Below are 26994 nucleotides of genomic sequence, written 5' to 3' on the forward strand. Positions count from 1 at the left end.
ACCAGATTTCCAAAAAAGGACCTCACCAATGACCAAGAATATCTTTACCGGCACGATGCCGGCGCTCATGACCCCCTGCAAGGCGGACCGGACCCCGGATTTCGACGCCCTGGTCCGAAAGGGTCGTGAAATGATCGACGCCGGCATGTCCGCCGTTGTCTACTGCGGCTCGATGGGCGACTGGCCGCTTCTGACCGACGCGCAGCGCATCGAAGGGGTCGAGCGCCTTGTTGACGCGGGCCTCCCGGTGGTCGTCGGCACCGGTGCGATCAATTCGCAGTCGGCGGTTGCCCACGCCGCACATGCGCAAAAGATCGGGGCCGCCGGGCTGATGGTCATACCGCGCGTCCTGTCGCGCGGATCGTCGCCCATTGCGCAGAAAAACCACTTCAAAGCAATTCTCGAAGCCGCGCCCGACATCCCGGCCATCATCTACAACAGCCCCGTTTACGGTTTTGCCACCCGCGCCGACCTGTTCCTGGCGCTGCGCGCCGAGCATCCGAACCTGATCGGCTTCAAAGAGTTCGGTGGCAAAAGCGATCTGCGCTACGCCGCCGAGCATATCACCTCGAAGGACGATCAGGTCACGTTGATGGTCGGGGTCGACACCGAGGTCTATCACGGCTTCGTCAACTGTGGCGCAACCGGTTCGATTACCGGGATCGGCACCGCCCTGCCCAAGGAAGCGCTGCTGCTGGCGGCCCTGTCCCAAAAAGCTGCGGCTGGCCACGCCGAAGCCCGCATGCGCGCGCGCGAACTGGAAGAAGCCTTTGGTGTTCTGGCCAGCTTTGACGAGGGAACCGACCTTGTACTCTATTACAAGTACCTCCTCGTCCTGAACGGAGAAGAGGAATACCGCCTGCACTTCAACGAAACCGACGAACTGACCGATGCCCAGCGCAACTACTGCGAACAGCAATATGCGCTGTTCCGCGCCTGGTTTGCAGACTGGTCGGCTCAGGGCGGGGTGATCGCCGAATGCATGTAGTGGACAGCCATACCGGCGGCATGCCCACGCGGGTCATTCTCGATGGCGCGCCCGATCTTGGATCGGGAACGCTGGCCGAGCGCGCGCGCCGCCTGTCGGAAGACCATGTGGCGTTCTGGAAATCGGTCCTGCTCGAGCCGCGCGGGAAACCGGGGATGGTGGGCGCGCTGCTGGTCGAACCACAAGACCCGGATTGCATTGCCGGTGTGATCTATTTCGACGCGAACGCGGTTCTGGGCATGTGCGGTCACGGCACGATCGGGTTGGCCGTCACGCTGTTCCACCTGGGCCGGATCGGGTTCGGGCGTCACCGCATAGAGACCCCGGCCGGTATCGTGTCAATCGACCTGACTGATGCGGCGACGGTGACCGTCACCAATGTCGAAAGCCGCCGCATGCAAAAAGGCGCAACACTTGACGTTGACGGTATCGGCACGGTGACAGGGGACGTCGCCTATGGCGGCAACTGGTTCTATATCGTGGACCCCAGCCCCATCCCGGTGCAACCCGGCAATATCGCAGCCCTGACCGAGGCCGCCATTGCCGTGCGCAGCGCGGCGCGGGCCGCCGGGTTGGGCGACGAAGGTGGCGACCTGGTGGACCATGTGATTTTCCAGGACGCATCGGACAACCCCGCCATCCACAGCCGGAATTTCGTGCTTTGTCCCGACAACACCTATGACCGTTCGCCCTGTGGCACCGGCAGTTCGGCGCGACTGGCGTGTCTGGCTGCGGACGGCCGGCTGAACCCCGGCGCAGAAATACTGCAGGAAAGCGTGATCGGCAGCCCTTACCGGCTGTCGTATCAGCCCGGCCCGAACGGGGGGATCATCCCCTCGATCACCGGTCAGGCTTTCGTGATGGCGCAAGGCACTCTGATCTTTGCCGAACAAGATCCCTTCAGGCGCGGCATTGCGGCCTGAGGCACCACAGAGCCCGGGAAAAACCGGGCCAGACCACCGGTGCGCTTCGAAATGATCGAAGCGCACCGACACATCAAAAACAGAGGATGACCATGAAACTGAGTTCAACATTTGTTGCGGCGGCGCTTGCCACCGCACTTTCGGGTCCTGCCCAGGCCGCAGAAGTCGAATGGAAAATGACGGCCGCGATTGGCGAAGGCTCGTTCCTGTATGAAAACTTCATGCAGCGCTTTGCCGACAATGTCGAAACGATCAGCCAGGGGCGCGTCGAGATCAAACCCTTTGGTGCCGGCGTTCTGGCCCCCGCGTTCAAGGCATATGAGGTTGTGCAGGACGGGATCGTGGAAGCCGGGCATTCGACCCCCTCTTACCTGGTGAACCAGGATCCGACCAATGCGATCTTTGCCAGCTTTCCCGGCGGTATGTCGCCCGAAGCCACCGTGCACTGGATCTATGAAGGCGGCGGTGAAGAATTGCTGCAAGAGTTCCGCCGCACGGAAATGGGCCTTCACAGCCTTGTCGTCGGGATCGGCACGTCCGAGATCATGGCCCATTCCAACGTCCGTATCGAGACCGTGGCGGACCTTGCAAACGTGAAATACCGCACGTCCGGCGCATTTGCGGCTGTGCTGCAAGAAGAGTTTGGCGGCGTGCCGACAGTGGTGCCCGGAAACGAGATCTATACGCTGTTGCAACGTAAGGGCGTCGACGCGATCGAATGGTCGACACCCGGCGCGAACATCACCGAGGGGTTCCACGAAGTTGCCCCCTTCATGATCATGCCGGGCGTGCATCAGCCGTCGTTCCTGTGGGAGGTCTTTGTCAAACAGGAAACCTGGGACGCCCTGCCCGACGATCTGAAAGCCTCGATCGAAGCTGCGGCCAAACTGACCACCTATGAAAGCTACACCCGCTTCGGCGACAAGGACATCGCGGCCATGGCGAAATACCGCGACACCAAGGTCGAGATGGTGGTGATGGAACGCGCCGAGTCGGAAAAGATCCGCGAAGCAGGCCGGAACTGGGCCCGCGCCAAGGCCAAAGGCCTGTCCGACGCGGGCAATCCGCGCATGCAGGCGGTCCTCGACAGCTACCTGACCTACCAGACGAACTGGGCCGAAAACTCGGGCTACCTGGTACGCGACAGCGCCGAATGACAACAACAAAACGGGGTGGTCACCGCATGTCGGCCACCTCGAACCGGAGGGTGCAATGACCTTTTTCAGGAACGGCATCGAGGGGTTCTCGGCCCTTCTTGGCGGCCTGGGGCGGCTGGCCATTTTCGCGCTGATCGTCGCCATGCTTTTCGAGGTGGTCGCGCGATATGTGTTCGGCGCGCCGACACTTTGGGCGTTTGATCTGTCCTATATGCTGAACGGATCGGTGTTTCTTCTGGGGGCCGCGTATTCGCTGCAAAAGGATGCGCATGTGCGCATTGACTTCCTTTCGCAGAGGTTTCCGCTGCGGGTCCAGCAGGGTCTGAACGGGCTGGTTTTCCTGCTGGTCATGTTCCCCATCACGCTCGCCTTTGCCTGGGTTTCGGGGGCAAAGGCACTAAAGGCATTTCACACCGGCGAGGTCGAAAGCGTCAGCCCCTGGGCGCCGCTGGTGTGGCCGTTTTATGCCGTCATCGCGGTCGGGCTTCTGGCCTTCGCCCTGCAATTCGCGGCCGAGGCGGTGAAATTCCTCTTGGGCGAGCGCACGCCCGGCGACGCGGACTCTGAAATCCAAGAGATGGAGAGCTGATCCATGATCCCCCTTTTGATGTTCGCCACGCTGTTCGTGCTGGTATTTTCCGGCATCCCGGTTGCGTTCTCGTTGATTATCGTCGCGGTCGGCTTCGGCTATACCGTGTTCGGCGACCTGGTCATTCTGCAACTCTATGGACCGCTTCTGCATACGGCGTCGAACTTCGTCCTGGCCGCGATTCCCCTGTTCATTTTCATGGGCGCGGTGCTTGAGCGTTCGGGCATTGCCAAACGGCTTTTCCATGCGCTGCAACTGTGGTTGGGGGGACTGCCCGGTGGCCTGGCGCTGTCGACGATTGCGATGTGCGCCATTTTTGCCGCCGCATCGGGCGTTGTCGGCGCGGTCGAGATCGTAGTCGGGCTGATGGCAATCCCGGCCATGACCAAGGCGCGTTACAAGAACGACCTGATCGCCGGTACGATCTGCGCGGGCGGATCGCTGGGCACGATCATTCCACCGTCCGTGATCGTCGTGGTCTATGCCTCGATCGCACAGCTTTCCATCGGTCAGCTATTTGCCGCCTCGATCCTGCCCGGCACGCTGATGGTCGCATTCTTTGTGGGCTACGTTCTGATGCGCAGCATTCTGAAGCCCCAGGATGCGCCCGCCCTGCCCGCCTCGGAACGGGCCGTGCCGTTGCCGCAGAAGCTTCGGATCACCCTGACGGCCATGCTGCCGCCACTGGCGCTGATTGTCATGGTGCTGGGGTCGCTTCTTGCCGGGGCCGCATCCGCGACCGAGGCGGCGGCTGTCGGTGCGGCAGGCACCATTGGCCTGACCCTGTTGTTCCGCGAACTCAGCTTCAAGCTGCTGCTCGATTCACTGGGCGTCACCCTGCGCGTCACGTCGATGATCATGCTGATCGTCGCGGGCGGCACGATGTTCACCAGCATTTTTGCGGTGACGGGCGGCGGCGATCTGGTGCGCGATACGGTGGCCTCCGTGGGCCATGGCAATATCGGCATTATCGCCTTTTTCCTTGCGGTCGTCTTTCTGGCCGGGTTCGTTCTGGACTGGGTGTCGATTGTGCTGATCTTCATCCCGATCTTCTCGCCCATCGTGAAAAGCGCCGGCATAGACCCGATCTGGTTTGCCATGCTGGTTCTGGTGGTGATCCAGACCTCTTACCTGACACCGCCGATGGCGCCGTCGATCTTCTATCTGCGTTCCATCGCCCCACGCAGCATGACCTATGGCCAGATGTATCGCGGCGTTCTTCCGTTTGTCGCGGCGCAGATGCTGGTGCTGGTGGTGCTGCTGCTTTTCCCCGCGGTGGCAACTTGGCTGCCATCCATCCTTGTCGGGCTCTAGAGGTGTGACGTGAAACCGTTGAATGTGATTGTCGTCGGCGCCGGTATCGTCGGTATCAGTGTCGCACTCAGGCTTCAGGCACAGGGCATGAACGTGCGGGTGCTGGACCGGCGGGGCGTGGCGGCCGAGGCATCGGCTGGCAATGCTGGCGCGTTTGCCTTTACCGACATCATCCCGCTGGCGACGCCCGGGATCATGCGCAAGGCACCGAAATGGTTGCTGGACCCGATGGGCCCGCTTTCTGTGCGCCCAGCCTATGCGCTGAAGATTGCGCCCTGGATGCTGCGGTTCTGGCGGGCCAGCTGGCGTGACAGGTATGAAACGTCGGTGCAGGCGCAGACCCGGCTGATGGACTTGTCCCGCGCCGCGCTGGAACGCCAGATCAGCGAGGTCAACGGCGAGGCGTTGATGCAGCGGGAAGGCCAGCTGCAGCTTTATGAAGGCGAAAAACAGTTCCGCGCCAGTCTTGCGGCCTGGGACATGCGGCACCGTCTTGGGATCAAGTTCACGTTGTTGGAACAACCCGATGCCATCGCCGAGCTTCAACCGGGCCTGCATCCGCGTTTCACCCATGCGGTCTTTACCCCGGACTGGTTGAACACCACTGACCCGAAGGCGTGGACTGACCATCTGGCCCGACAGTTCCGCGCCCGTGGCGGACGCATCGAACAGGCCGAAATTACCGCGCTGTCGCAGTCGGGTGCACAGGTCACACTGACGGGACGCGGCTCGGATTACTCCGCCGATAAGGTTGTTGTCGCCGCTGGTGCGTGGTCTCACCATCTGGCGCGGACACTGGGGGATCGCATTCCGCTGGAAACCGAGCGGGGGTACAACACCACGCTGCCGCCGGGCGCGTTCGACCTGCACACGCACCTGACCTTTGGCAACCATGGTTTCGTTGTCTCAAGAATTGCCAACGGCATTCGGGTCGGCGGTGCGGTTGAACTCGGCGGCTTGACCCTGCCGCCAAATTACAAGCGCACCGAGGTCCTGCTGAACAAGGCCGCGCGCTTCCTGCCCAGTCTGAAGACCGAAGGCGGCCGCCAGTGGATGGGGTTTCGCCCCTCCATGCCCGACAGCCTGCCGGTGATCGGCTGCGCGCCCCGCGCGCCTTCGGTGATTTATGCCTTTGGTCATGGCCATCTTGGGCTGACCCAATCAGCCGGCACAGCCGAACTGGTCGCCGATCTCGTCTCCGGCACGGCCCCGGCCCTTCCGGTCGACGCCTATTCTCCGCTACGTTTTTGAAAGGATCCGCAATGAAGATTTCCGCACTCAATGTCTATCAGGTTGACCTGCCCCTAAAGGAAGGGCGCTATAACTGGTCGAATGGCAACTTCGTCGAGGTCTTTGACAGCACGGTTCTGGAAATCGTCACCGACGAAGGGCTGAAGGGCTATGCCGAATGCTGCCCGCTGGGATCGGCCTATCTGCCGTCCTTTGCGCTGGGTGTCCGGGCTGGTCTGGCCGAGCTTGCGCCCCACCTGATCGGTCAGGATCCGCTGAACACCGGGGCCATCAACCGAACCATGGACGCCGCATTGCGCGGCCACCCTTATGCCAAGGCGCCGGTTGATATCGCGTGCTGGGATCTGTTGGGCAAGGCGACCGGGCAACCAGTCTATACCCTGTTGGGCGGCGCCGCGCAGGATGACGTTGTCCTCTATCGCGCCATCAGCCAGGAAGCGCCCGAGGTGATGGCCGCCAAGATCGAGGGCTATGCCGCAGAAGGCTATTCCAAGTTTCAGCTCAAGGTCGGCGGCGACGCGAATGACGACATCGACCGCATCCACGCCACCCGCGCCGTTCTGAAGAAAACCGACCTTCTGGTCGCGGACGCTAACACCGGCTGGACCCGGCACGAGGCCGCGCGCGTCGTAAATGCGGTTGCCGGTCTGGACGTCTATATCGAGCAACCCTGCCTGACCTACGAGGAAAGCCTGTCGATCCGCCGCCGCACGGCGCTGCCCTTTGTTATGGACGAGGTGATCGACACACCCAATACGTTGGTGCGCGGCATCGTTGATGATGCGATGGACGCGATCAATCTGAAGATCTCGAAAGTTGGCGGTCTCAGCAAGGCGCGGCTGATGCGCGACCTGTGCATCGCCCACGGCCTTCCGATGACGATCGAAGACACCTGGGGCGGCGATATCACCACGGCCACGATCGCGCATCTGGCACGCTCGACCCCGTCGGAATTCACGTTTTCCGCGACGGATTTCAATTCCTATGGCACGGTCACCATTGCCGAAGGTGCGCCGGAGCGGGTCAATGGCCGCATGACAGCCGCCGACCGCCCCGGCCTGGGCGTCACACCGATCTTCGACGCGCTTGGCGACCCCGTCGCAATCTATTCCTGAGGAGGCACAATGCGCAGCAAAAAGACAATCCACGTCATTTCCGCCCATGCCGAAGGAGAGGTAGGCGATGTCATCGTCGGCGGTGTCCTGCCCCCGCCCGGCGATACGCTGTGGGAGCAGCGCAGTTTCATCGCCCGTGACGAAACCTTGCGGAACTTCGTGCTGAACGAACCGCGTGGCGGGGTTTTCCGTCACGTGAACCTTCTGGTGCCGCCAAAGAACCCTCGGGCTGACGCCGCATTCATCATCATGGAGCCCGAGGACACCCCGCCAATGTCCGGCTCAAATTCGATCTGCGTGTCAACGGTTCTTCTGGATGGGGGGCTGATCCCCATGGTCGAACCCGTGACCGAACTGACGCTGGAAGCGCCGGGTGGGCTGGTCAGGGTCAGGGCCGAGTGTCGCAATGGAAAGGCTGAGCGCATTCACGTTCAGAACCTGCCTAGCTTTGCCGATCGCATCGGCGTGCCGCTTGAGGTCGAGGGGCTTGGCACGATCACCGTGGACACGGCCTATGGCGGCGATAGTTTCGTCGTGGTGGATGCCGCGTCTCTGGGATTTGAAATCGTCGAGGCCGAGGCCGGGGATATTGGCCGGCTGGGTGTCACCATCACCAACGCGGCCAATCAGCAGCTTGGCTTTCGACATCCTGAAAACGCGGACTGGGACCACATTTCGTTCTGCGCCTTCTGCGGACCACTGATCCCGACCGAGACCGGGTTGACCGGAAAATCCGCCGTGGCGATCCAGCCGGGCAAGGTCGATCGCTCGCCAACCGGTACCGCCGTGTCCGCGCGAATGGCGTTGATGGCCGCGAAAGCGCAGTTTCGTCCCGGTCAGGTGTTCGAGGCGGTTTCGATCATCGGGTCGCGGTTCACCGGACGCATCGCCGGCACCACCAAGGTTGGCGACCGCAACGCCATCGTGCCGGAAATCAGCGGCCGGGGATGGGTCACGGGTATTCATCAGCACATGCTGGACCCCGACGACCCATGGCCCGGCGGTTATCGTCTGAGTGACACCTGGGGGGCCTGAGGCGCAGCCCCCTTTCATGGTGCAAGGACCCATTAATCCTGTAGCGCATGCAGATCCCGGTGCAGCGTTGCTGGTATTTCGACATAGCCTCGTGCCAGATTGCGCTTGCGCGCCTCGAACCGCCGTTGTGACGGCAGCCGGGCGCCCTGATCCAGAATGTCAGCAAACAGGCGCTCGGCGCGGGAATCGTTGGCCTCAACCCGTCCGCAGCTCAGATGCGCCGGATCAAAAGCCAGCAAGATCTGACCATGATACGGCGCGCCCCCTTTGCCGTCAGCGAAGCGCAAGCTTTCCTTGCTGGTCAGATCGTCAATCAATGGCCCTGCCAGAAGCTCGATCATGATCGACAGGGCAGAGCCCTTGTATCCGCCGAACGTCAGCATCGCGCCGCTTAACGCCTCTTGCGGGTCGTTGGTCGGCTTGCCATCGGCGTCAACGGCAACCCCATCAGGCAGAGGTTTGCCGGCGCGCAGGTACAGTTCGATCTCACCGCGGGCAAAGGCGCTTGTGGCGAAATCGAAGGTAAACGGGGATTTGCCCCGGCGCGGCCAGGAAAACGCCAGTGGATTGGTGCCAAGCGTGCCGCGCGTGCCGCCTGCGGGTGCCACCCACGCATGGCTCGGGACCATCGACAATCCGGCCAGGCCCGCCGCTGACAGTTGCTCGACCTCGGGCCAAAGCGCCGAAAAATGGTAACAGTTATTAACCGCCATCGCCGCCATTCCAAAGCGCCGCGCCTTTTCGATCAGGACGGGCATGGCGGTCTCGACGGCAAGCAGCGACATCGCGCCCTTTGCATCGACCCGCACAACGGCGTTCTGGGATGGCTGCAACTCGGGCAACACATGGCCGTCGATCTTGCCCGCCTGCATCGTTTCGCGACACATGAACAACCGAAACAGCCCATGCGACTGACAGTCATCCAATTGGCAGGCATAGAGCATTTCCGAAATTGCGCGCGCATGATCGCCGCTATAGCCAGCCCCCGTCAGAACCCGGTCGGCCAGGGTCCTGACCTCTTCCAAGGCAAGTTGAACCATTGATGTCATCGTCAAAACTCCGCAGCGCCATTTCTTTGGATAATGGATACACTTTTCGGACACCGGCAATCAATCCGAATCTTTCGACCTCGCCAATATCAACCGCTTGAAAACCAACGTGTAATAGGTAATTGTATCCAAAATTCACCGCGTCGTATGAGGGAAGCAGAATGGTTGGCAAACGGGCCCTATCCAGGCAAAGCCTGCCGGAAATCATTGCAAACGATCTGCGCGAAAGAATTCTGAGTGGCGAAATGGCCGAGGGCGAAGCAATCCGTCAGGAAGCGCTGGCCGAGGAATATGACGTCTCGAGAATGCCCGTTCGCGAAGCTCTGAAACGTCTGAACGCCGAAGGCTTGATCCAATGGGCCAACAACCGTGGCGGCTCGGTGACGAAACACTCGCTGGACGAAATCGGCGAAATCTTCGACCTGCGCATCCTGATCGAAGTTGACCTGTTTCGCCGGGCCATTCCCCTGATGACGCCCGCACATTTCGCCGAATGCGACGCGATTCTGGAGCAGATGGAAGAGTCCTATGACCGGGACGACGTGGCGCGGTGGGGGATTCTGAACCACGAATACCACTCGGCGCTCTATTCCTCGGTAGGTCGCAGCCTGACCAAAGAACTACTGGACCGGATCAACGTGCAATCCGAACGCTATGTCCGCATGCACCTGAGCGTAATGAAACAGCGCGAACCGGCCAAACAGGAACACCGCCAACTTCTCGACTGCGCCCGCGCGGGGCAAACGGAAGAAGCCTGCGCGCTGTTGTCCGCCCATATCGAACGCACAAAGGACCAGTTGCTGCAAATGGTCGCCGCAAAACGCGCGACCGGCGACGGGGCCTAGGGCAAACTCCGCCAGCTATCGGCACGGAGTAACAGAACCGCCAGGCCAACGATATGAGACGAGCCTGCCACTCTGGACAGGCTCGCCTCACGCGGTATCAATTCGAACCGTTGCTTCGATCAGAACACGAAGTCACTGTCGGACAAATCACCAAGCAATGAGTTTTCCAGTGTCAGCGTGGTGCCATTGCCGAGATCAAGGACAACATCCCCACCGATCTGCTGGGCGTTGAGATCGCCAAGCGTGGAAAACGCGGAACCGAACAGACTGATCTTGTCGATTCCAATTTCGAAATCGGTGATCCGGTCATCGCCCCAATCCGTCGTCCCCCGAAGATCAAAATGGAAAACATCCGCCCCGCCCCCTCCGGTCATCAGGTCATCTCCGGTCCAGCCGGTGAATTCATTGTCACCTGCGTCACCCGTAATGGTGTCATTGCCTGCCGAACCGGTGACGTTTTCGATGGATACCAGCGTATCGGTGTCCGTACCCTGCGTGGCGATGCCAGTGGACAGATCAACATTCACCGCAATGGTCATGTCAGCATAGTAGGCCCGGTCAGTTCCGGCGCCACCATCCATCAAGTCGCTGCCAGCGCCGCCATGTACAAGGTCATCGCCCTCTTCGCCAAAGATCTGATCGTCGCCGTTTTGACCTTCGAGCCAGTCATTGCCAGCGCCGCCATAAACGGTGTCGTTGCCACCCTGCGCCAGAAGCGTGTTCCACCCATCGACGCTGGTGTCATCATCGCCGATGATCAGATCGTCATAGTTGGATCCATAGACCACCTCGAAATTGCTGATCACGTCGTTACCTTCGGCGCCGGTCGCGATTCCTGCGGCCAGGTCAACCGTCACAGCGCCGCTGGCCAGAGCATAATTCAAAAGGTCGCGTCCGGCTCCGCCGTCCATCGTGTCGTCCCCAGCACCACCCAGAACCTGATCGTTACCACCGCCAGCGTCGATCACGTCATCACCGCCATAAAGGCGGAACACCTCGTCGCTGGCTGACCCGGTAACGTAGTCGACATGCTGTGACAGTCGATAGCTTTCGAAGTTCTGGAAGCTGTCGTTGCCTTCGCCTGTCGCAGTTCCCAATCCCGAATTGAGGGTGATGCCAGTGAGGGAGGATTGATAGCTCAGGATATCAATGCCCGCGCCACCGTCCATGACGTCATCCCCTTCTCCGCCGGCGACAAAGTCGTTGCCATCCCCGCCGTTCAAGGTGTCGTTTCCGTCAAACCCGTGCAGGTTGTCACGGCCACCACCGCCCTCGAAGTGGTCACCGAGGGCGCTGCCATGAAGCGAGTCATTGCCTTCGCCTCCGTTGAACACCTGGCTCAGGTCGTATCCAGCCGTCGCGGCATTTGCCGCATCCCAAGGCAAAACAACGCTGTCATTGCCGGCACCCGCGTCGTATTGACTGCCCGCCTGGTAGCTGCCTGCGGTCATTGTGCGCATGTCGACGACATCGTCACCTGCGGTGAACAGCGGCGGCAAATCCGCCGGCGCGATCTCGAGGCTGATGCTGTCGCTCACTTCCGCAAAGTCGCCATTGGACATTTCTGTCGCCCGCGCGGTTGCGATCAGCGTGACGGTTCCCCCAGCAAAGGAGGTCGGGATCACCATCTCCAGCACCGACAGATCGACTGTTTGGGCATTCTCAATCACCCAGTCGTCGCCATTGGCTGTGCCGATATTGAATGTGGTACCCGGCGGAAAACCAGACAGGGTAATGGTCAGGGTTTCGGACCCATCGCCATCAGTTAGCGCCGCATCCAGTGCGATCGCCGTTGGCGCACCCGCAACCCCATCCGATATGGCAGGCACGTCGATCAGACGGAAATACAACTCTCCTGATCCATGATTAGTGCCCCAGACCGATACAACCGTGCCGTCCTCGAGCGTCGTCAACACCCGGTTGCCAGAGTTGGTCACCGGGTGCTGTTGGCCGGCAACTGTGTCGTTGATCAGGAATTCATCAGAAACCGGGTTACCAGCGGCATCGTAACGGCGCCCGAACATACCGCCTGAACTGTCTGTCGGGTTGACGGCAGACCATGAAATCATGAACCCGCCATCTTCCAACAAAGTGATACCTGCAGCGTGTTGAATAGTTGGTCCGTTCTGACTGACCTCGACCTCGCCTTCGAGCAGATTGCCACCGGCGTCAAAGCGGCTCATCAGAAGCTTGCGGTTTTCACCGGGATTGTCCTGGCTCCAGACCACGACAAACCCGCCATCGGGTGTGCCAAGCACAGAGGAATAAGTCGCGATCGAGCTGGATTGGGAGTTGAGTTGAATGGCGGGGCCGTCCAAAGCGCCCGCTGCATCTACAACCTGTGCATAGGTTTCCCATTGCCCCGAGCCCGGCACCCAGTTTGACCATGTCACGACATATCCGCCACCTGCCAGCCCGGACACGGCAGACCAAGTGTCATATTCCGGGTTCGCCGGGCTGTCGATCAGGGTCTCGGCTCCAACCGGGTTGCCGTTTATGTCAAACGATTGGGAATAGATATTGTACGCGGTGCCGTCGGTATCGAAGGACTCCCAAGTGATCACATAGCCGCCGCCATCAAGCGCCGCGATATTGGGCTGTTGCTGTTGGTTCGAAGTGGTTGTGTTCACCAGCACCTCGGGCCCCACTGCGACACCACTTGCATCATACCTCTGGCTGTAGATTCCGTAGGCACTGCCGTCTGCGCCGCCGGTTGAGGCATAGGCGACAATGAACCCGCCGCCGTCCAACGCCAGAACATCAGGCGCGCGTTGGTCGCCAGCCCCCGAACTGATTTGCACCTCGCCCCCCACGGGCGCACCGGATGCATCGAAGACCTGAAAGAAGCTCTCGTATCCGACACCAGACTGATAGCTGTGCCACGCAACGACAAATCCGCCGTCGGACAGGGCAGTCACGGAAGGATCAGTCTGGGTGCCGTCTGTCGTCGTATTGATTTGCACATCCGCACCGCTGGGCACGGGCGTCAGGTCGCCACCCGGCGCGGCGGATCCACCGGTCAGCATCAGCTCTGGAGTATCCGCTACTGCTTCTACATTGATTGAAACCGTCGCGGAATTGCTTGCAGCCTGCCCATCGGTCGCCGTGTATGAAAAACTGTCGGTTCCCGAGTAATTCTCATCAGGCACATAATTCAGCACACCTCCGGCCCCGACCGTGATCATCCCGTGATCGGTGGCGATCGTCGCCCCTTCGACCACTGTGACGCCGTTGATGGTGTCGATCTCCAGCGTGTCTCCTGCATCGGGGTCCGTGTCATTGGCCAGCGGGTCGATCACAAGTCCGGTATCTTCAACGGCTTCGAGCATATCCGCCACGGCAGATGGTGCGCCATTTGTGCCGGTAACGGTAATGGCAACCGTTCCCGTTGTTGTGGCACCGTGACTGTCGGTTGCCTGAACCGTCAGGGTGACAACCCGGATTTCTCCGGCATTGAGGTCCTCGAAATCCGTCCCCGGATCAAAGCTCAGAATGCCACTGGCAATTGTAGCGGTTCCCTCGGCTGGAACCCCGACAAGGGTGTAAACCAGAGTACTTCCATCATCGTCATTGTCGATGTCGCTGCCCAGGACCGTCAGGTCCACCGTCACCGGTGTTCCCCCCTCTTCGGCGTTCGCCGTGCCATCCACCAATACAGGCGCGTCGTTGGTCCCCACGACAGTCAAAACCACATCGGCAGAGGCCAGAGACCCATCCAACGCCTCTGAAACATAGGAAAAATACACGTCGACGGTTTCGCCCAAAGCCAATGTGTCAACCTGGGCTCCATTTGCGTCAAAGTTGGCAATACCGTCGAAACCAACATGAAGCGTTCCCAGTTCGACACCACTCCTGGCAACTGTCCGCTCAAAGCCGTCCGGCACGGCGTCAAATGCTCCTTCTGTGTCGCTGGCTCCGATCACGGTTGCATCGGTTCCATTTGTGTCATTGGCCAAAAGATCGACAGAGCCGGCTGTATTTTCGACCACTTCAATGCCATCTCTATCAGCAACGCCCGACGCCTGATCGCCCACTTTGAACGAGTCGTTTCGCGTCCCCCCTTCTTCGCCGACCGACGTGTACCGCAGGCCAAAATCTGCCAGGTCAATCATGTCCAGCGTTAGAAAAGTGTCGTCATGGGCCAAGGTAAAACTGGTTGACTGGATATCGTCGCTCGACATGCCGGACGTACCGAATTCGATGCCTACGTCGAACTCGCCCAACTCGTTGACCACCTGTCCTTTGATGTTGGCGTCCCGCCCGAGTGTATCGACACCCTCTTCGACAAAGGCGGTGTCAGTGACGTCGACCCCGTCGAACACCATCAACCCATCGTCGGCAACCAGACCGTTCAAATCAAAAAACAGCGCGCGCAGGTCCCCGATCAATCCGCCATCCATTACCTGGATGTCAAAAGTCAGAGTGCCGTTTGCGTTTTCAGTGATGCGAACTTCGGTGTTCACCGCGCCTTCGATCACGAAAGTAATTGAGCGAGCCATGTCGTGTCCTTTCTCGTTCGCCGATCCATCCCCGTTCAAGGGGGCAAACGGCCAGACGGACCAGGTCGGGTCCATTGCTATTCACACCGGACATGCAGCGGTCCGGGCTGTAAGCGTTGTTCGCAATTGACCGTGAGGCGCGCGTCAATCGAACGTGAAAGGCGTAAAAGCCTTTGAAAAACTGAAGAAATATGAAGAGATTTGACGTCTCAACGTCGCCAACAATGTGAGGAGAAAGGATTTCACGCGGGTTTCACGTCGGTCTGACGGTCGGACGCAAAACTTGTTTGGATAAGCTCATCCGGCAACCGGAGTTCCTCATGCCCAACCGTGAAATCAGGCTCCTCTTCACTTTTGGCCCCCAGGCTCCGATTGAGCTTTGTGAGGTCATCGACAAACTCTGGTTATGTCGTGATGGGGCCTCCGACCCTGGATTGCACGGCCACCACATTGGCCCCTCACCCGGAGGACGAGCATGGGAAGCCAAGGTCCTGGAGATCACGCATTGGCCTGAGGTCCGCAAAGAATGGCGGGAAAAACGTGTGGATATCCCCCTCGGGGGCTGGACACAGGTCCGCTACCCCAGTTTTTGGCAGCGCGACGTGACGCATGAGTGGGTGCTGTCGATCTGCTTTGACGGCGACGGGGTGTTGCCCATCATGATCCGGCAAATCCTGCATGACGCGGTCACCGAAGCGTTGGCTGCGGTCGTCCCCATTCTTCTGGCCGGAAATCCATCTGCCGCAACCGCTGCACTGCTAGAACCTCTGCGCACAGGGTTATTGACCCGCGGCATCGCCAACGCATCGCAATTTTCCACCAGTTTCATTCGGCGCTGTCGGCACGGTGAATGGACACGCGTCTAAAGCTCGGACATGTGAACGGCCTTGACGACAGGAAGTCCGATCTCAGGAACAGTGAAATCAAAAAGTGCCAGAGACCCTCCCCAACAATCCGAATAGGCCCGGGCAAGATCCTTGAAATCCCGTTCCGGGTGATCGGTCGGGACGCTCCCGGCCGATGAGCCATCCCCCAGGAACGCCTGAGGCAGGGCACCGCGATAGGCGCGGATCGCATCGGCGTCAGCTTGCTCAAGAGAGGCGAGATCGATACCGCGATCCTCAAGTGACACCATATTGCGCCAGTATGTCACCGCCTCGTGGGTCGCACCAACGGCAGCTTGACCGCTACTGAATGAAAAGGCCGTGCCCTGTGTCGCTCGATGCCCCGTCACATCTGAGCATCGCGCAGCCACAAAGACCCCGGCTTTGGGATTGCGCCAGGCAAACAGGCGCAGGCGACGCAGCTGCCCATCCAACCATGCATTCACAGCACCCAGTTCACCAATCTCATTCGGATCAATCTCAACCAACTCACCCGGCCGCGTCATAAGCCGATCAACACATGCATGTTCAAAGAGTTCGAAGATTGCCGACCTGGCCGCCCCGTCCCGATCCGGACCCGCCGCCGCGCCTTTGGAACTGACAGTTAGCCCCGCCTCCGGCGCACCCAGAGCCAGTTCGGCGCGCCCTCGAATGACTGGCATGCCCTTGCTTGACCAAAATGAATGCATCCGGTCGGTCAGCCGGTTGTCGAATTGAAGCGAGTACCGTTCAATTGCCTCAAATCCGGACAGGAGTGCGGCTTGCTCCGGCGTCGCGCCAACCCCGGTCGCAACCCGTCGCCCCATCGGATTGGCCGGCGGCAAGCTACCATTCCGCGTGTTTATCAATCGCACCGACACAGCCAGAGGTGCATCACTCGGCATTTTCGAGAGGGACGCGGATGTAATACACCCCATTTTTTCGGCAGTCTCGACAATGGCCTTTGACATTATTTTTCCCGATTATCCAAAAATCCGTTAACCTTTTTCTATCGCAACAAAGACGGTGGAGGAAACTATGGCGCGATTGAAGTTGAAACCGGATGTTCACCTGAAGGACCTCGGATATGCTATCCTGAATGCAGCTGCGGCGAAATTTGCCAGGGATGGCAGTCGCGTAGGACGGATTGAACACGAAATCCTGGACATGTTCGTGGACAAGGATCGCAGCCAACAGATTTACTTCCACTATGACGACGAGACGGAAATTCACGTTGTTGTGCCATACTTGGGCGACAAACTCGTAGAGCGCGACCAAAGCAAGTTGGACGAATTCGAGATTGTGGATATTGCGGCCGAATGCATGGGCAGCATCGTGATAAGAGGGTGCGGCCAATAGTCAAAGAAAGACCGGCGGTTGATCAAGCGCCAACTCGGATACACGTTTTTGGGCCTTTTCAGGTTTTGACCGCAGATGGCAGGGACGCAACGCCCAAAGGCCGCAAGGCCAAAGCTTTGCTGGCGCTGGTATTGCTGTCCAAGGACATGATCCGCAGCCGCATGTGGCTTCAGGACAAGCTGTGGAGTTCCAGCGCACCAGCGCAGGGCGCAGCATCTTTGCGGCAGGAACTCAGCGGCTTGGGGCGACATTTGTCGGCCTTCGGATTGAGCTTTCTAAGAGTCACACGCGAAACAGTCGCCATCGACGCCGGCCTGATCGAGGCCGATTTTCTGGAAAGCTCAGGCTTGCCGCACCGTGCCGAACTGCTGGAAGGTCTCGACGTCAACGACCACGAGTTTGAGGAATGGCTGACCCTCGAACGCCAGCATCGCTGGGGATTTGGAGACGATGAGCAGGCGTCCTCGGTCGTGGCGCGCCCATCAATTTCGGCAGTTCCGCGCGGCGTGCGTCCGACGGTGATCCTTGAACCGTTCAAAGTGATCGCAGGAGATGCGCGACTGGACGCCTTTGCCCAAGCCTTGCATGAAGAAATGCTGTCGCTTCTAAGTTCGATGATCGGGATGATCGAGCTGCGCGACGCAACGCGCCAGAACGCGCCAACGCGCGGTCATGTCATTTCGGGCAGCGTTCGCAACGACGGGCTCTTGCGCATTTCAGCTCAACTGACGGAACCCGAACAGCAATTGTGTCTCTGGAGCGAACGTTATCGCTTTGCGCCACAAGAACCCTTCACGGTCATCGATCGAATAGCGACAAAACTGGTCGAGGCTTTGCAGCTGAATTTGCGCGACGGTGAATGGGTGAATATCTGGGCTGCACGCCACACCACCATCGAAGCGTGGGAAGCCTTTCACAAAGGCAGGGTCTGTGAAAGTGAAACAACCCGCGAAGGCCTGGCCAAAGCCCTGGACCACTACCGGGATGCGCTGGAACGTGATCCCGGATATCTGCCGGCGCTGGTGGCGACGGGTTTCTGCCATCTCGACAGGATACGGATGGGATGGGTTCCCGATCTCGAGAAAGCGTTGGATGACGTTCGCGCCACCTGCGCAAAAGTCATCAGAACCGATCCAGAAGACTTTTACGGCACGGCTTTGCGGGCCTTCCTTCTCAACGTTCAGGGCGAAACTGCGGCAGCCTGCGAATTGATGCGCGCGGTGGTCGAAGAAAATGCTGTCAGCCCCGAGCTGTTGGGCTATTACGCCGCCCTGCTGGGATATGATGGCCGCTGGGAAGACGAAGCCGCTGTAAACCGCAAAGCCTTGACCATGACTCCTTACCCTCCGGTGTGGATCGAAACGAACCTGGCATTGGCATTGATGTTCCTTGGAGAAAAGGCCGCCTGGATACACGCCAATAACGTTCTGCGCTCAGAGCCGACAAACGTACGGGCGCATGTGGTGTTGACCGTTTTGGCTGTTCAATCAAATAACCAGACACTTGCACACCGCTACGGCGAGCAGGTCAAACAGCTTCAACCCGGTTTCAAACCAGAGGCATGGGCGTATCGACCGTGCTTTCGCGATAAAGCGCATTACCGTTTCGTGGTCGATGCGCTGAAACAAGCCGGGCTTTAGCTTTCGCCGACAAGAACAGTCAGCACGAACTGGAAATGGCTGGCCTCCAGGAACCTGGGGGCATCTCGCTCTCTTTTGTGAATTACCCTAAACTGTCCCATTGGCACTGATGTCAGACAGAGCCTTCGGAATAAGAACTCGATCCGATTACGGTGTGCGCAACGCCTCATGTCCAGGATGCATGAGTGTATCCGCCTGCCTCGCGGTCGTTCCCTGAAATCAATCCCCGAGGCAGTTGCGATCAATCACCAGGCATCCCAGCGGTGCCCTGACGTTCACGCGGGCATGATTTGCCGCCCGAATCGATCGGCCGCATATTCGGCCGGTTGTACCCACTTCCGGCGAACAAGAAGACAGTCAGCCCCCGGCCTTTTCACCACACCGCATCGTCCTGACTATTGGAGAATGACTGCAACTGTCGAGGAAATGGCGGGGCCTCGGTGGGGATCTGGTTTCGTGTTTTCGACGGGAAGGACTTGTTTTCTGGCCAGGGCGACGGGGGCAAACCGGCCTTATTTTGCGATCTCTGACCGCAATTGCCGCAGTGGGGCGACCCTGTTGGCGCATTCGCGATGCGCCGTTGCGACCTTGTCTGTCGGCAGGTATCGGAACAGTGCGGTGCCGCACTTCGAGCGTGTTCTTGCCCGCGTCAGAAATGTTGTCTGTTGTCTGTTGTCAGACAACTTACCCTATGCTAGCTCTGCGCCAGAGAGAGGAGTTGTCTTGCCCAAAAAATCACCCCCACTGAGCGTGCGACCTGTCGGGCGTCGTCGTGTATCCGACGACATCGCCGAACAGCTGTCTGCAATGATCACGTCCGGACAGCTTCCGGTCGGGGCAAAGCTGCCGACCGAGGCAGAGCTTGTACGTGACTTCAGTGCAGGCCGGAGCGCTGTACGCGAGGCCATTGCGCAGCTTCGCGAGGCCGGGCTTGTCGAAAGCAGGCACGGTGTCGGGGCGTTCGTCTGTTCACCCGTGGCCGCAGCTGGGTTCAAGATCGACCCGCAGACCCTTTCCTCCTTCGAACATCTGCGCCAGTTGCTTGAACTGCGCATGGAAATCGAAGTGGGCGGGGCGTCGATGGCGGCACGGCGCCGCACATTGGCGCAGCTGCAAGGGCTCGAGGCCGCCTGCGATGCGGTGAAGGCGACGCTGGCGCGGGGCGATGCTGCCCTGCCGGAACAGCGCGCCTTTCATCAGGCGGTAGCCGTGGCGACCAACAACCCCTATTTCCGCGACCTTTTGCAATTCCTTTACGAGCGCATCGACGCCGGGATTGCCGAAGACCTCACGAAATCCGCCCTCAGGGGCGATGGTCCGCAGGATATCGAGCATGAATTACGCACCATTTTCGAAGCGATCCGTATCGGGGATCCAGACAAGGCACGCCGCGCGGCGTGGAACCACCTGCTGCGCACGGCCGACAGGCTTGGGCTTCGTGGCCTGCAAGGTTGGGAGGAAAGCCGGATGACATCACTGGGCGAAGTCAAGATCCCGGTCTGCGCCGCCGCAGACCCTGCCCCGTACGCCCCGCGCTTCACCCCGCCGCCGGGGGCGACTGATTGCCATGCGCATATCTTCGGACCCGAGGCGCAATATCCCTTCACCCCGCACCGCACCTATACGCCGCCCGAGGCAAGCGAGGCGCAGTATTTTCACCTGCTGGAAAGCCTCGGGCTGTCGCGCGGCGTGATCGTACAGCCCTCGGTCTATGGGCGTGACAACCGTTGCACCCTGGATGCCGTGCGCCGGCATCCTGACAAGCTGCGCGCGGTGGTCGTGGTGAACGAAGACATCACGGAAAAAGAGCTGGAGCAGATGCACGCGGACGGCGCGCGGGGCGTTCGATTGAACCTGTTGTTCCGCTCGGGCGTCGAAGTGTCCGACGTGCGCCGCATCGCTGACAAGATCGCCGCCCTGGACTGGCATCTGCAAATGCTGATCGACGTGTCCGAGTTCGCCGATATCCGCGACACGCTGGGATCTCTGCCGGTGGAAACGGTCTTCGACCACCTCGGGCATATGCCGATCTCGGCGGGCACATCACACCCCGGCTTCCAGCAAATGCTGTCGCTGGTGGCAGATGGCAAATCCTGGGTCAAGCTGTCCGGCAGCTACCGGATCACCAGCGAGAACGAAACGCCCTATTCCGACATCGCGCCGTTTGCCCGCGAGATCATCCGCGCCAATCCCGAAAGGGTGCTTTGGGCGACCGACTGGCCGCATCCTTATATCAACGTCGACATGCCCAATGACGGTGCCCTACTCGACATGCTGGATGATTGGACCCCGGACGCGGCAACACGTGACCGCATCCTGGCGGACAACCCGGCGCGTCTCTACGGCTTTGAATAACCCCACCACTCACACTCTTTTGGGAGGAACCCACGATGACAACCCTTGGAAACACCGCACGGGCCTTGCTTGCCGCTGCCGTTCTTGGCGTGTCCGGCCTGCCGGCCATGGCCGCCGACACATTGCGCGTGGGCTGGACCACCTCGGACAGCGCACAAGACCCCTATGCCATCATGGCGCACAACCTTCAGGCCGAGCTGGAGGCACGTCTTCCCGGCAAGTTCGACGTGCAGATGTTCCCCAACAACCAATTGGGCGACGAAAAACAGATGCTTGAAGGGCTGCAATACGGCACGCTCGATGTTGGCATCATAACCAATGCGGCAATCGCCAACCTCGACCCGGCATTTCAGCTGAATGACATGCCATTCCTCTTTGCCGACGAAGCACAGGCACATACGGTTCTGGACGGTGAAGTCGGTCAGGAAGTGCTTGGCAAACTGTCGGGCCGTGGCATGGTCGGGCTTGGCTTTGCCGAAGGCGGTTTCCGCCACATGATCAACAACACCCGCCCCGTCACGAGCCCCGAGGACGTCAAAGGCGTGAAGTTCCGCACGATGCAGAACCCGGTCTTTATCGGTATGTTCTCGTCGCTGGGCGGCAACCCGACACCGATGGCATGGTCGGAGACCTTTACTGCGGCTCAGCAGGGCACGATCGACGGGCTGGAAATCCCGCTGGCGGTCATTTCAGCCAACAACTACCCGGAGGTCACGAAATACTTGTCGCTGACCAAGCACACCTATTCGGCGCTCGGCGTTATGGCCTCGGAACGCATGTTCAACAAACTGTCGGAAGACGAACAGGCCGCTTTCCGGGATGCGGCAACCGCCGCGATCGAAAAGCAGCGCGCTCAGGTTGCCGAAGCGTCCGCGGCATTGGTGCAGCATCTGCAGGACGCCGGCATGACCGTTAATGACATCGACGACCCGGCCGCGTTCCGTGCGCAGGTTGCGCCGGTCTACAACGAGTTCAAAGGCGCCATCGGTGAGGCGCTGTTCAACAAGGCGCTGGCCACCGTTCAGGGCTAGCCCCATTCGCCGGCGCCCCGCATCCCGCGCGGCGCCGGCCCATTTCTTTGCACATCCAACCAAGACACGAGGGGGCTGGCATGATCCATCTGCTCGACAGGCTGTCCTATTGGACAGCGCGTGCCACAAACTGGGTGGTTATCGTGATGACCGTTGTCATGATGACCTCTCTCATATTGCAAGTGTATTCCCGCTATGTGCTGGGTTCGTCGCTTGTCTGGTCCGAGGAACTGGCCCTGATGCTGTTCACGTGGACGACGCTTCTGGCGGCGACCAGCATCTTGCGCGACATGGCGCATGTTCGGCTGGATGTGCTGATTTCATACCTGCCGCGGGGATTTCAGGCCTTCTGGAACCGGGTGATCACCCTGGTTATCCTGCTGTTCTGCATCGCGCTTGCTGTCTCGGGGTATGAGTACACGGTCAGCACGATGGGACAGGTTTCGGCCGCCATGCGTTTGCCGATCGAAGTGCTGCACCTTGCCGCGCCGGTCTGCGGCGTTCTGGGCGCGCTGCACGCGCTGGCCCGTTTCTTCAAGCCGGTGGACGAGGCCGGCCAGCCCAAGGAGATCATCGGATGAGTGCCGTTGCCATCGCCATTCTTGCGACCTTCCTCATTTCAATGTTCGGTGGCGTGCCCATCGCATTTGGTCTTGGGATCGCCTCGGTTCTGGGGCTTTACATGGCGGATTTCCCGCTTGTGATCCTGGCCCAACGTCTGATCGCGGGCACGCAGAGCTTCTCGATCCTCGCCATTCCCGGTTTTATCCTGGCGGGTGACCTGATGATGCACGGTGGCCTGTCGCGCAGATTGGTCAAGTTCTGCCAGGCGCTGGTTCAGCATGTGACCGGCGGACTTGGCATGGTAACCGTCCTGTCGGCCACATTCTTTGCGGCGATCTCCGGCTCGGCGCCGGCAACGACCGCGACAATCGGCGGCATTATGATCCCCGAGATGGAAAAACGCGGATGGAAGCGCGATTTCTCGGCCTCCCTCTCAGCCGCCGCGGGACCCATCGGTCAGATGATCCCGCCGTCGATCCCGATGATTATCTGGGGCGTCGTGGCTGAAGAGTCGATCAATCAGCTGTTCCTTGCCGGGATCATCCCCGGGCTTATGATTGCCCTTGGCCTGATGCTGGTGTGCTGGGTCGTCGCCCGCCGCAGCCCGAATATCCCCCGCGAGCCGCGCGCCACCCGCAAGGAACTGGCCCAGAGTATCTGGGAAGGCAAGTGGTCGCTTTTGGCCCCGGTGCTGATCCTTGGCGGCATCTACGGGTCGGTGTTTACACCGACCGAGGCGTCGGCAATCGCAGTATTCTATGCGCTTGTCATCGGCCTGTTTGTTCATGGCGAGATCAAACTGGACGCGCTGCCGTCGATCATCATGGCGTCCATGCGCACCTCGGCAATCGTCTGTTTCATCATCGCCATCGCTTCGGCCTTTGGCTGGCTGGTCGCGATTGAGCAACTGCCTTCGGCCATTGCGGGGGGCATCATGTCGATCTCGACCAACCCGATTGTCATCCTGTTGATCCTGAACCTGTTTCTTTTGTTCATCGGCGCGATCATGGACAATATTGCGGCAATGATCATCCTTGGAACGACGCTGTCCTCGATCGGTGCACAGCTTGGTCTGGATCCGATCCATCTGGGTGCCCTGGTGGTCATCAACCTCGCGATTGGCATGGCGACGCCGCCGTTCGGCTACTCGCTCTTTGTAGCGTCGGCGATCAGCAAACAGTCGATTGAACGGCTCAGCCTAGCGCTTTGGCCAATGCTGTTGGTGTCCTTCATCGTGTTGATGCTGGTGACTTATGTGCCTGCGGTGACGTTGTTCCTGCCGTCCTTCATACGCTAGGCCGCGCCGGAAAGAAGTGGATCAGACAATGACTGCAAGACCGGAGGTCGCGACCTTTCTACGGACGCTGGCCACGGTCGGGTTCTCCGGTCGGATGCGACCAGGCCGCGCCGCGCGCGTGGTCAACGCGACGGATAACTCGATCTATTACCGTGAGCCGGCCTGCGTGGTCGAACCCTGCAACATCGGCGATATCAGGGCCGCCGTCGCAGCGGCTGCCTGTGCCGGCCTGTCGATCACGCCGCGTGGAGGAGGCACCGGAACCAACGGTCAATCGCTGACCGGAGGCGTGGTGCTGGACACGTCCCGCTTCATGAACCGTATCCTGGGCTTTGATGCCGCCACGGGCATTGTGCGGGTGCAGCCGGGTGTCGTGCTGGATCAGCTGAACGCATATCTGAAGCCGCTGGGGTATTTCTTTCCGCCTGCCGTCTCGACCGCGTCCCGCGCAACACTGGGCGGAATGGTGGCGACCGACGCCTCGGGCAAGGGGTCGCGCAAACTGGGACGGACCTCGGACTACCTGGTTTCGGCCGAGGTTGTACTGGCCGATGGCAGCATTGCCGAGGTCGGCGACCTAATTGCGGAAGAGGACGCGCCGGCCGGCCCCCTGGGTGAGGCCGTATCGCTACTTCGCCGGGAGCTGCCAAAGCACGCCGAGGATATTTCCCAGGTCTTTCCAGTGATGAACCGCGGTCTGACCGGGTACAATCTGGACGAGGTTCGCGGAACCGATGGCACCCTGCGGTTGGCCAAGTTGCTAGCCGGGTCCGAAGGAACACTGGCCATTGCCGCCGAACTGACCCTCAGGGTGATGCCACTGCCGGAATGTACCGGCATGGCGATCGTCGGATATGCCGACAGCCTGACCGCGATGGACGCTGTTTCTGACCTTCTGGATGCAGATCCGCTGGCGATCGAGTTCCTTGATGACGTGACCGTCAATCTTGGCAAGACCACCCCGTCCTGGCCTACCCTGGAACCCGTCCTCGGCACGGCGCTTTCTGCCTGTGGCGGCTTTCTTTTTGTCGAGGTCTCCGGCCCGAGCGCCGATGACATCGACCGGCAGCTTGCCGATGTCGAACGCGCCGCGATGCGCGGGCAGGCACAAGGCGTCGTAGCCACACGCGATCCGCAAACCATGAACGCATTGAACGGTTTGCGGAAAGATGCGGTCGGTCTGATGGGCAAAGGCAAGGGGCGCCTCAAGGGAACCGGCTTTGTCGAGGATGCAGCCGTGCCGCCGGAAAACCTTGTCGGTTTCGTGCGTGAGTTCCGCGACATTCTGGATGCAAACGGGCTGGAATACGGCATGTACGGCCATGCCGATGTCGGCTGTGTCCATGTCCGTCCGTTGATGGATATGACGCGGCCCGAACACCGCGCGATGATCCGCCCGATCTCGGACGCGGTGACCCGCCTGGCGCAGCGGCAGGGCGGACTGATCTGGGGCGAGCATGGCAAGGGCGTGCGCGGCGAGTATGTCGAACAGGTTTTTGGCCCGGCACTGTTCGGACTGCTTCGGCAGATCAAGGCCGCCTTCGACCCCGGAAACCTTCTGAATCCGGGCAAGCTGGTCACAGCGGCGCAGACCGACCTGCAAGTGGACCCGATCGACGGCATCCCCTTTCGCGGCGCCCGCGATCAGGTGATCGCCGGTCAGGTGGACTATGCCAAGGCCAGCGACTGCAACGGCAACGGCCTGTGTTTCCACTGGGACACGGCGCAGGAAATGTGCCCGTCCTACAAGGTGACGCGGGATCGAGTGCAATCTCCCAAAGGCCGCGCATCGCTGTTCCGAGACTGGCTGCACGCCCGCACGACAGGAGAGGATGCAAGTGATGCTCAGGCTGCACTGGCGCAATCTCTGGACACGTGCCTGTCCTGCAAGGCCTGCACTTCGCAATGTCCGGTGCAGGTGGACATTCCGACGATGAAGGCGCGATTCCTTGACGAAACCGACGGCGGCGGCGGACGCAGTCTGCGCGACGCTCTGATCCGCCGGATGGAGGACCTGACCCTGACGGCGGCGCGGATTCCACATGTCGCCAATGCTGCGCTGACCCTCGGCCGCCCGCTGGTGGCGCGGCTGGCGGGACTGGTCGACCTGCCGGCATTTGACCGCAAAGGCCTGCACGCGCGGCTTGCGGCTGCCGGGTCACGCCGGCTGAAACCGGGGCAAGACGTGCCGGCAGACATCGACAGAGATCGCGCGGTCATCCTGTTGTGTGACAGTTTCCTCGGACCTTTCGAACCGGCGGTTCTGGAAGCAACGGCGCGTGTGCTGACGCACATGGGTTTGAGGGTCTTTCACACGCCCATCCTGAGAAACGGAAAGGCGGCGCAGGTGCGGGGCTATCTGGCGGACTTCGCGAAGGTCCAGTCAAAAGCCGCGCGGGATCTCGAACGGCTTGCGTCAACGAGCATACCGCTGATCAGCGTCGAACCCGCCGTGACGATGCTCTATCGGCAGGACTTTTCTGCACTGCCAAAGGGCCTGGCCCCACAGTCCGTCGACAACTTTCTTGCCGCGCGCTGTCGGAATTTGCCAAGGGTCCCGGCACAGGAATTCACAATGATTGGTCATTGCACCGAAACTTCGGCCGATCCGAACAACCTGAAACGCTGGGAAATGATATTCTCGGCGGCCGGACTGACACTCAATACCCGGCGGGCCGGTTGTTGCGGCATGGCGGGTCTGTTTGGGCACGAAGCCGAACACCGCGAGATGTCGCAAGAGATATATGCGCTCAACTGGGCCGAACAGGTCGCCGAAAGCAAGGGCGCACTTCTGGCAACAGGTTTTTCCTGCCGGTCGCAGGTCAAACGATTTGCCGGTGTGCGAACGCGTCACCCGATAGAAGCTTTGGCAACAGTTTTCGACGGAACCCAAGCACCCCCCCCCGCGCGCAGAGGGTAGCCCGCGTGTCCTTGCGCTGAACTTTCACCCAGTTGGAACCGCAGCCCTTTGGGTTGATAGACAGTTTGGCGCAATTGGAGCGTCTGACAATCACGCGCCGAATGGGGCCGCTCTTCATTGTCAACGTGTCCCGTTTCCGCGGGATTCGACCAACTGTTTTTCGAGGTGGTGTCCGCTTTGGGGGATTGCTGGGTTTTGGC

At 60.3% G+C, this 26994-nt stretch carries 20 protein-coding genes; 17 read left to right on the plus strand and 3 right to left on the minus strand.

Annotated features, from left to right (window positions below; genetic code table 11):
• The first annotated feature begins 28 nt into the window (after window positions 1-28).
• The 8 genes from JQ863_RS15120 (at window position 29) to JQ863_RS15155 (ending at window position 8372) form a co-directional block, all read left to right on the plus strand.
• Window positions 29-988, plus strand: a complete 960-nt coding sequence (locus JQ863_RS15120) for a dihydrodipicolinate synthase family protein (protein ID WP_204114978.1) — start codon at window positions 29-31, stop codon at window positions 986-988.
• Window positions 979-1911, plus strand: coding sequence for a 4-hydroxyproline epimerase (locus tag JQ863_RS15125; RefSeq protein WP_204114979.1), 933 nt, complete (start codon window positions 979-981; stop codon window positions 1909-1911). Before JQ863_RS15120 ends, JQ863_RS15125 begins: the two co-directional genes overlap by 10 nt.
• 92 nt (window positions 1912-2003) lie before the next feature.
• Window positions 2004-3068 (plus strand): TRAP transporter substrate-binding protein DctP, encoded by a 1065-nt coding sequence (gene dctP / locus JQ863_RS15130; RefSeq protein ID WP_204114980.1) that lies wholly within the window; start codon window positions 2004-2006, stop codon window positions 3066-3068.
• Window positions 3069-3123: 55 nt separating this feature from the next.
• Entirely contained in the window at window positions 3124-3657 is a 534-nt protein-coding gene (locus JQ863_RS15135; protein ID WP_204114981.1) for a TRAP transporter small permease subunit, read from the plus strand.
• Window positions 3658-3660: 3 nt separating this feature from the next.
• On the plus strand, window positions 3661-4971 hold the full coding sequence (locus JQ863_RS15140) for a TRAP transporter large permease (protein ID WP_204114982.1): 1311 nt from the start codon (window positions 3661-3663) through the stop codon (window positions 4969-4971).
• Window positions 4972-4980: 9 nt separating this feature from the next.
• The gene (locus JQ863_RS15145) at window positions 4981-6222 is read left to right on the plus strand and encodes an FAD-dependent oxidoreductase (protein ID WP_204114983.1); all 1242 of its coding nucleotides are present in this window, start codon (window positions 4981-4983) and stop codon (window positions 6220-6222) included.
• Window positions 6223-6233: 11 nt separating this feature from the next.
• Window positions 6234-7337, plus strand: coding sequence for a cis-3-hydroxy-L-proline dehydratase (locus tag JQ863_RS15150; protein WP_204114984.1), 1104 nt, complete (start codon window positions 6234-6236; stop codon window positions 7335-7337).
• Window positions 7338-7346: 9 nt separating this feature from the next.
• Window positions 7347-8372, plus strand: a complete 1026-nt coding sequence (locus JQ863_RS15155) for a trans-3-hydroxy-L-proline dehydratase (RefSeq protein WP_204114985.1) — start codon at window positions 7347-7349, stop codon at window positions 8370-8372.
• A 32-nt stretch (window positions 8373-8404) separates the two neighbouring features.
• Here the strand turns inward: JQ863_RS15155 and JQ863_RS15160 are convergent, their stop codons facing one another.
• The gene (locus JQ863_RS15160) at window positions 8405-9421 is read right to left on the minus strand and encodes an Ldh family oxidoreductase (RefSeq protein ID WP_204114986.1); all 1017 of its coding nucleotides are present in this window, start codon (window positions 9419-9421) and stop codon (window positions 8405-8407) included.
• 161 nt (window positions 9422-9582) lie between these two features.
• On the opposite strand from JQ863_RS15160, the gene JQ863_RS15165 reads away from it, so the two are divergent.
• The gene (locus JQ863_RS15165) at window positions 9583-10266 is read left to right on the plus strand and encodes a GntR family transcriptional regulator (RefSeq protein ID WP_204114987.1); all 684 of its coding nucleotides are present in this window, start codon (window positions 9583-9585) and stop codon (window positions 10264-10266) included.
• 119 nt (window positions 10267-10385) lie between these two features.
• Here JQ863_RS15165 and JQ863_RS15170 read toward each other — a convergent pair whose 3' ends face one another.
• On the minus strand, window positions 10386-14765 hold the full coding sequence (locus tag JQ863_RS15170; protein ID WP_204114988.1) for an Ig-like domain-containing protein: 4380 nt from the start codon (window positions 14763-14765) through the stop codon (window positions 10386-10388).
• Between the two features lie 320 nt (window positions 14766-15085).
• Here JQ863_RS15170 and JQ863_RS15175 point away from each other — a divergent pair, with 320 nt between their 5' ends.
• The gene (locus JQ863_RS15175; protein WP_204114989.1) at window positions 15086-15631 is read left to right on the plus strand and encodes a hypothetical protein; all 546 of its coding nucleotides are present in this window, start codon (window positions 15086-15088) and stop codon (window positions 15629-15631) included.
• Here JQ863_RS15175 and JQ863_RS15180 read toward each other — a convergent pair.
• A complete protein-coding gene (locus JQ863_RS15180; protein ID WP_204114990.1) occupies window positions 15628-16599 on the minus strand; it encodes a YcaO-like family protein in 972 nt (323 codons plus the stop codon). The two genes, JQ863_RS15175 and JQ863_RS15180, sit on opposite strands and share 4 nt — an antisense overlap.
• A gap of 67 nt (window positions 16600-16666) precedes the next feature.
• Here JQ863_RS15180 and JQ863_RS15185 point away from each other — a divergent pair, with 67 nt between their 5' ends.
• The 7 genes from JQ863_RS15185 (at window position 16667) to JQ863_RS15215 (ending at window position 26794) form a co-directional block, all read left to right on the plus strand.
• Window positions 16667-16987: a hypothetical protein gene (locus JQ863_RS15185; RefSeq protein ID WP_204114991.1), complete on the plus strand. Its 321-nt coding sequence runs from the start codon at window positions 16667-16669 to the stop codon at window positions 16985-16987.
• Window positions 16948-18627 (plus strand): hypothetical protein, encoded by a 1680-nt coding sequence (locus tag JQ863_RS15190; RefSeq protein ID WP_204114992.1) that lies wholly within the window; start codon window positions 16948-16950, stop codon window positions 18625-18627. Before JQ863_RS15185 ends, JQ863_RS15190 begins: the two co-directional genes overlap by 40 nt.
• 426 nt (window positions 18628-19053) lie before the next feature.
• Window positions 19054-20982 carry an amidohydrolase family protein gene (locus tag JQ863_RS15195; RefSeq protein WP_275411566.1) on the plus strand — a complete coding sequence of 643 codons (1929 nt, stop codon included), beginning with the start codon at window positions 19054-19056 and terminating at the stop codon, window positions 20980-20982.
• A 35-nt stretch (window positions 20983-21017) separates the two neighbouring features.
• The gene (locus JQ863_RS15200; protein WP_204114994.1) at window positions 21018-22013 is read left to right on the plus strand and encodes a TRAP transporter substrate-binding protein; all 996 of its coding nucleotides are present in this window, start codon (window positions 21018-21020) and stop codon (window positions 22011-22013) included.
• An 80-nt stretch (window positions 22014-22093) separates the two neighbouring features.
• On the plus strand, window positions 22094-22594 hold the full coding sequence (locus tag JQ863_RS15205; protein ID WP_204114995.1) for a TRAP transporter small permease: 501 nt from the start codon (window positions 22094-22096) through the stop codon (window positions 22592-22594).
• The gene (locus JQ863_RS15210) at window positions 22591-23874 is read left to right on the plus strand and encodes a TRAP transporter large permease (RefSeq protein ID WP_204114996.1); all 1284 of its coding nucleotides are present in this window, start codon (window positions 22591-22593) and stop codon (window positions 23872-23874) included. The genes JQ863_RS15205 and JQ863_RS15210 overlap by 4 nt, the downstream gene beginning before the upstream one ends.
• A 28-nt stretch (window positions 23875-23902) precedes the next feature.
• Entirely contained in the window at window positions 23903-26794 is a 2892-nt protein-coding gene (locus JQ863_RS15215) for an FAD-binding and (Fe-S)-binding domain-containing protein (RefSeq protein WP_204114997.1), read from the plus strand.
• The last annotated feature ends 200 nt before the right edge of the window (window positions 26795-26994 follow it).

Origin of the sequence: Shimia biformata, from assembly GCF_016888515.1 — a bacterium.
In the GTDB taxonomy this organism is placed as follows: Bacteria; Pseudomonadota; Alphaproteobacteria; order Rhodobacterales; family Rhodobacteraceae; genus Shimia_A; species Shimia_A biformata.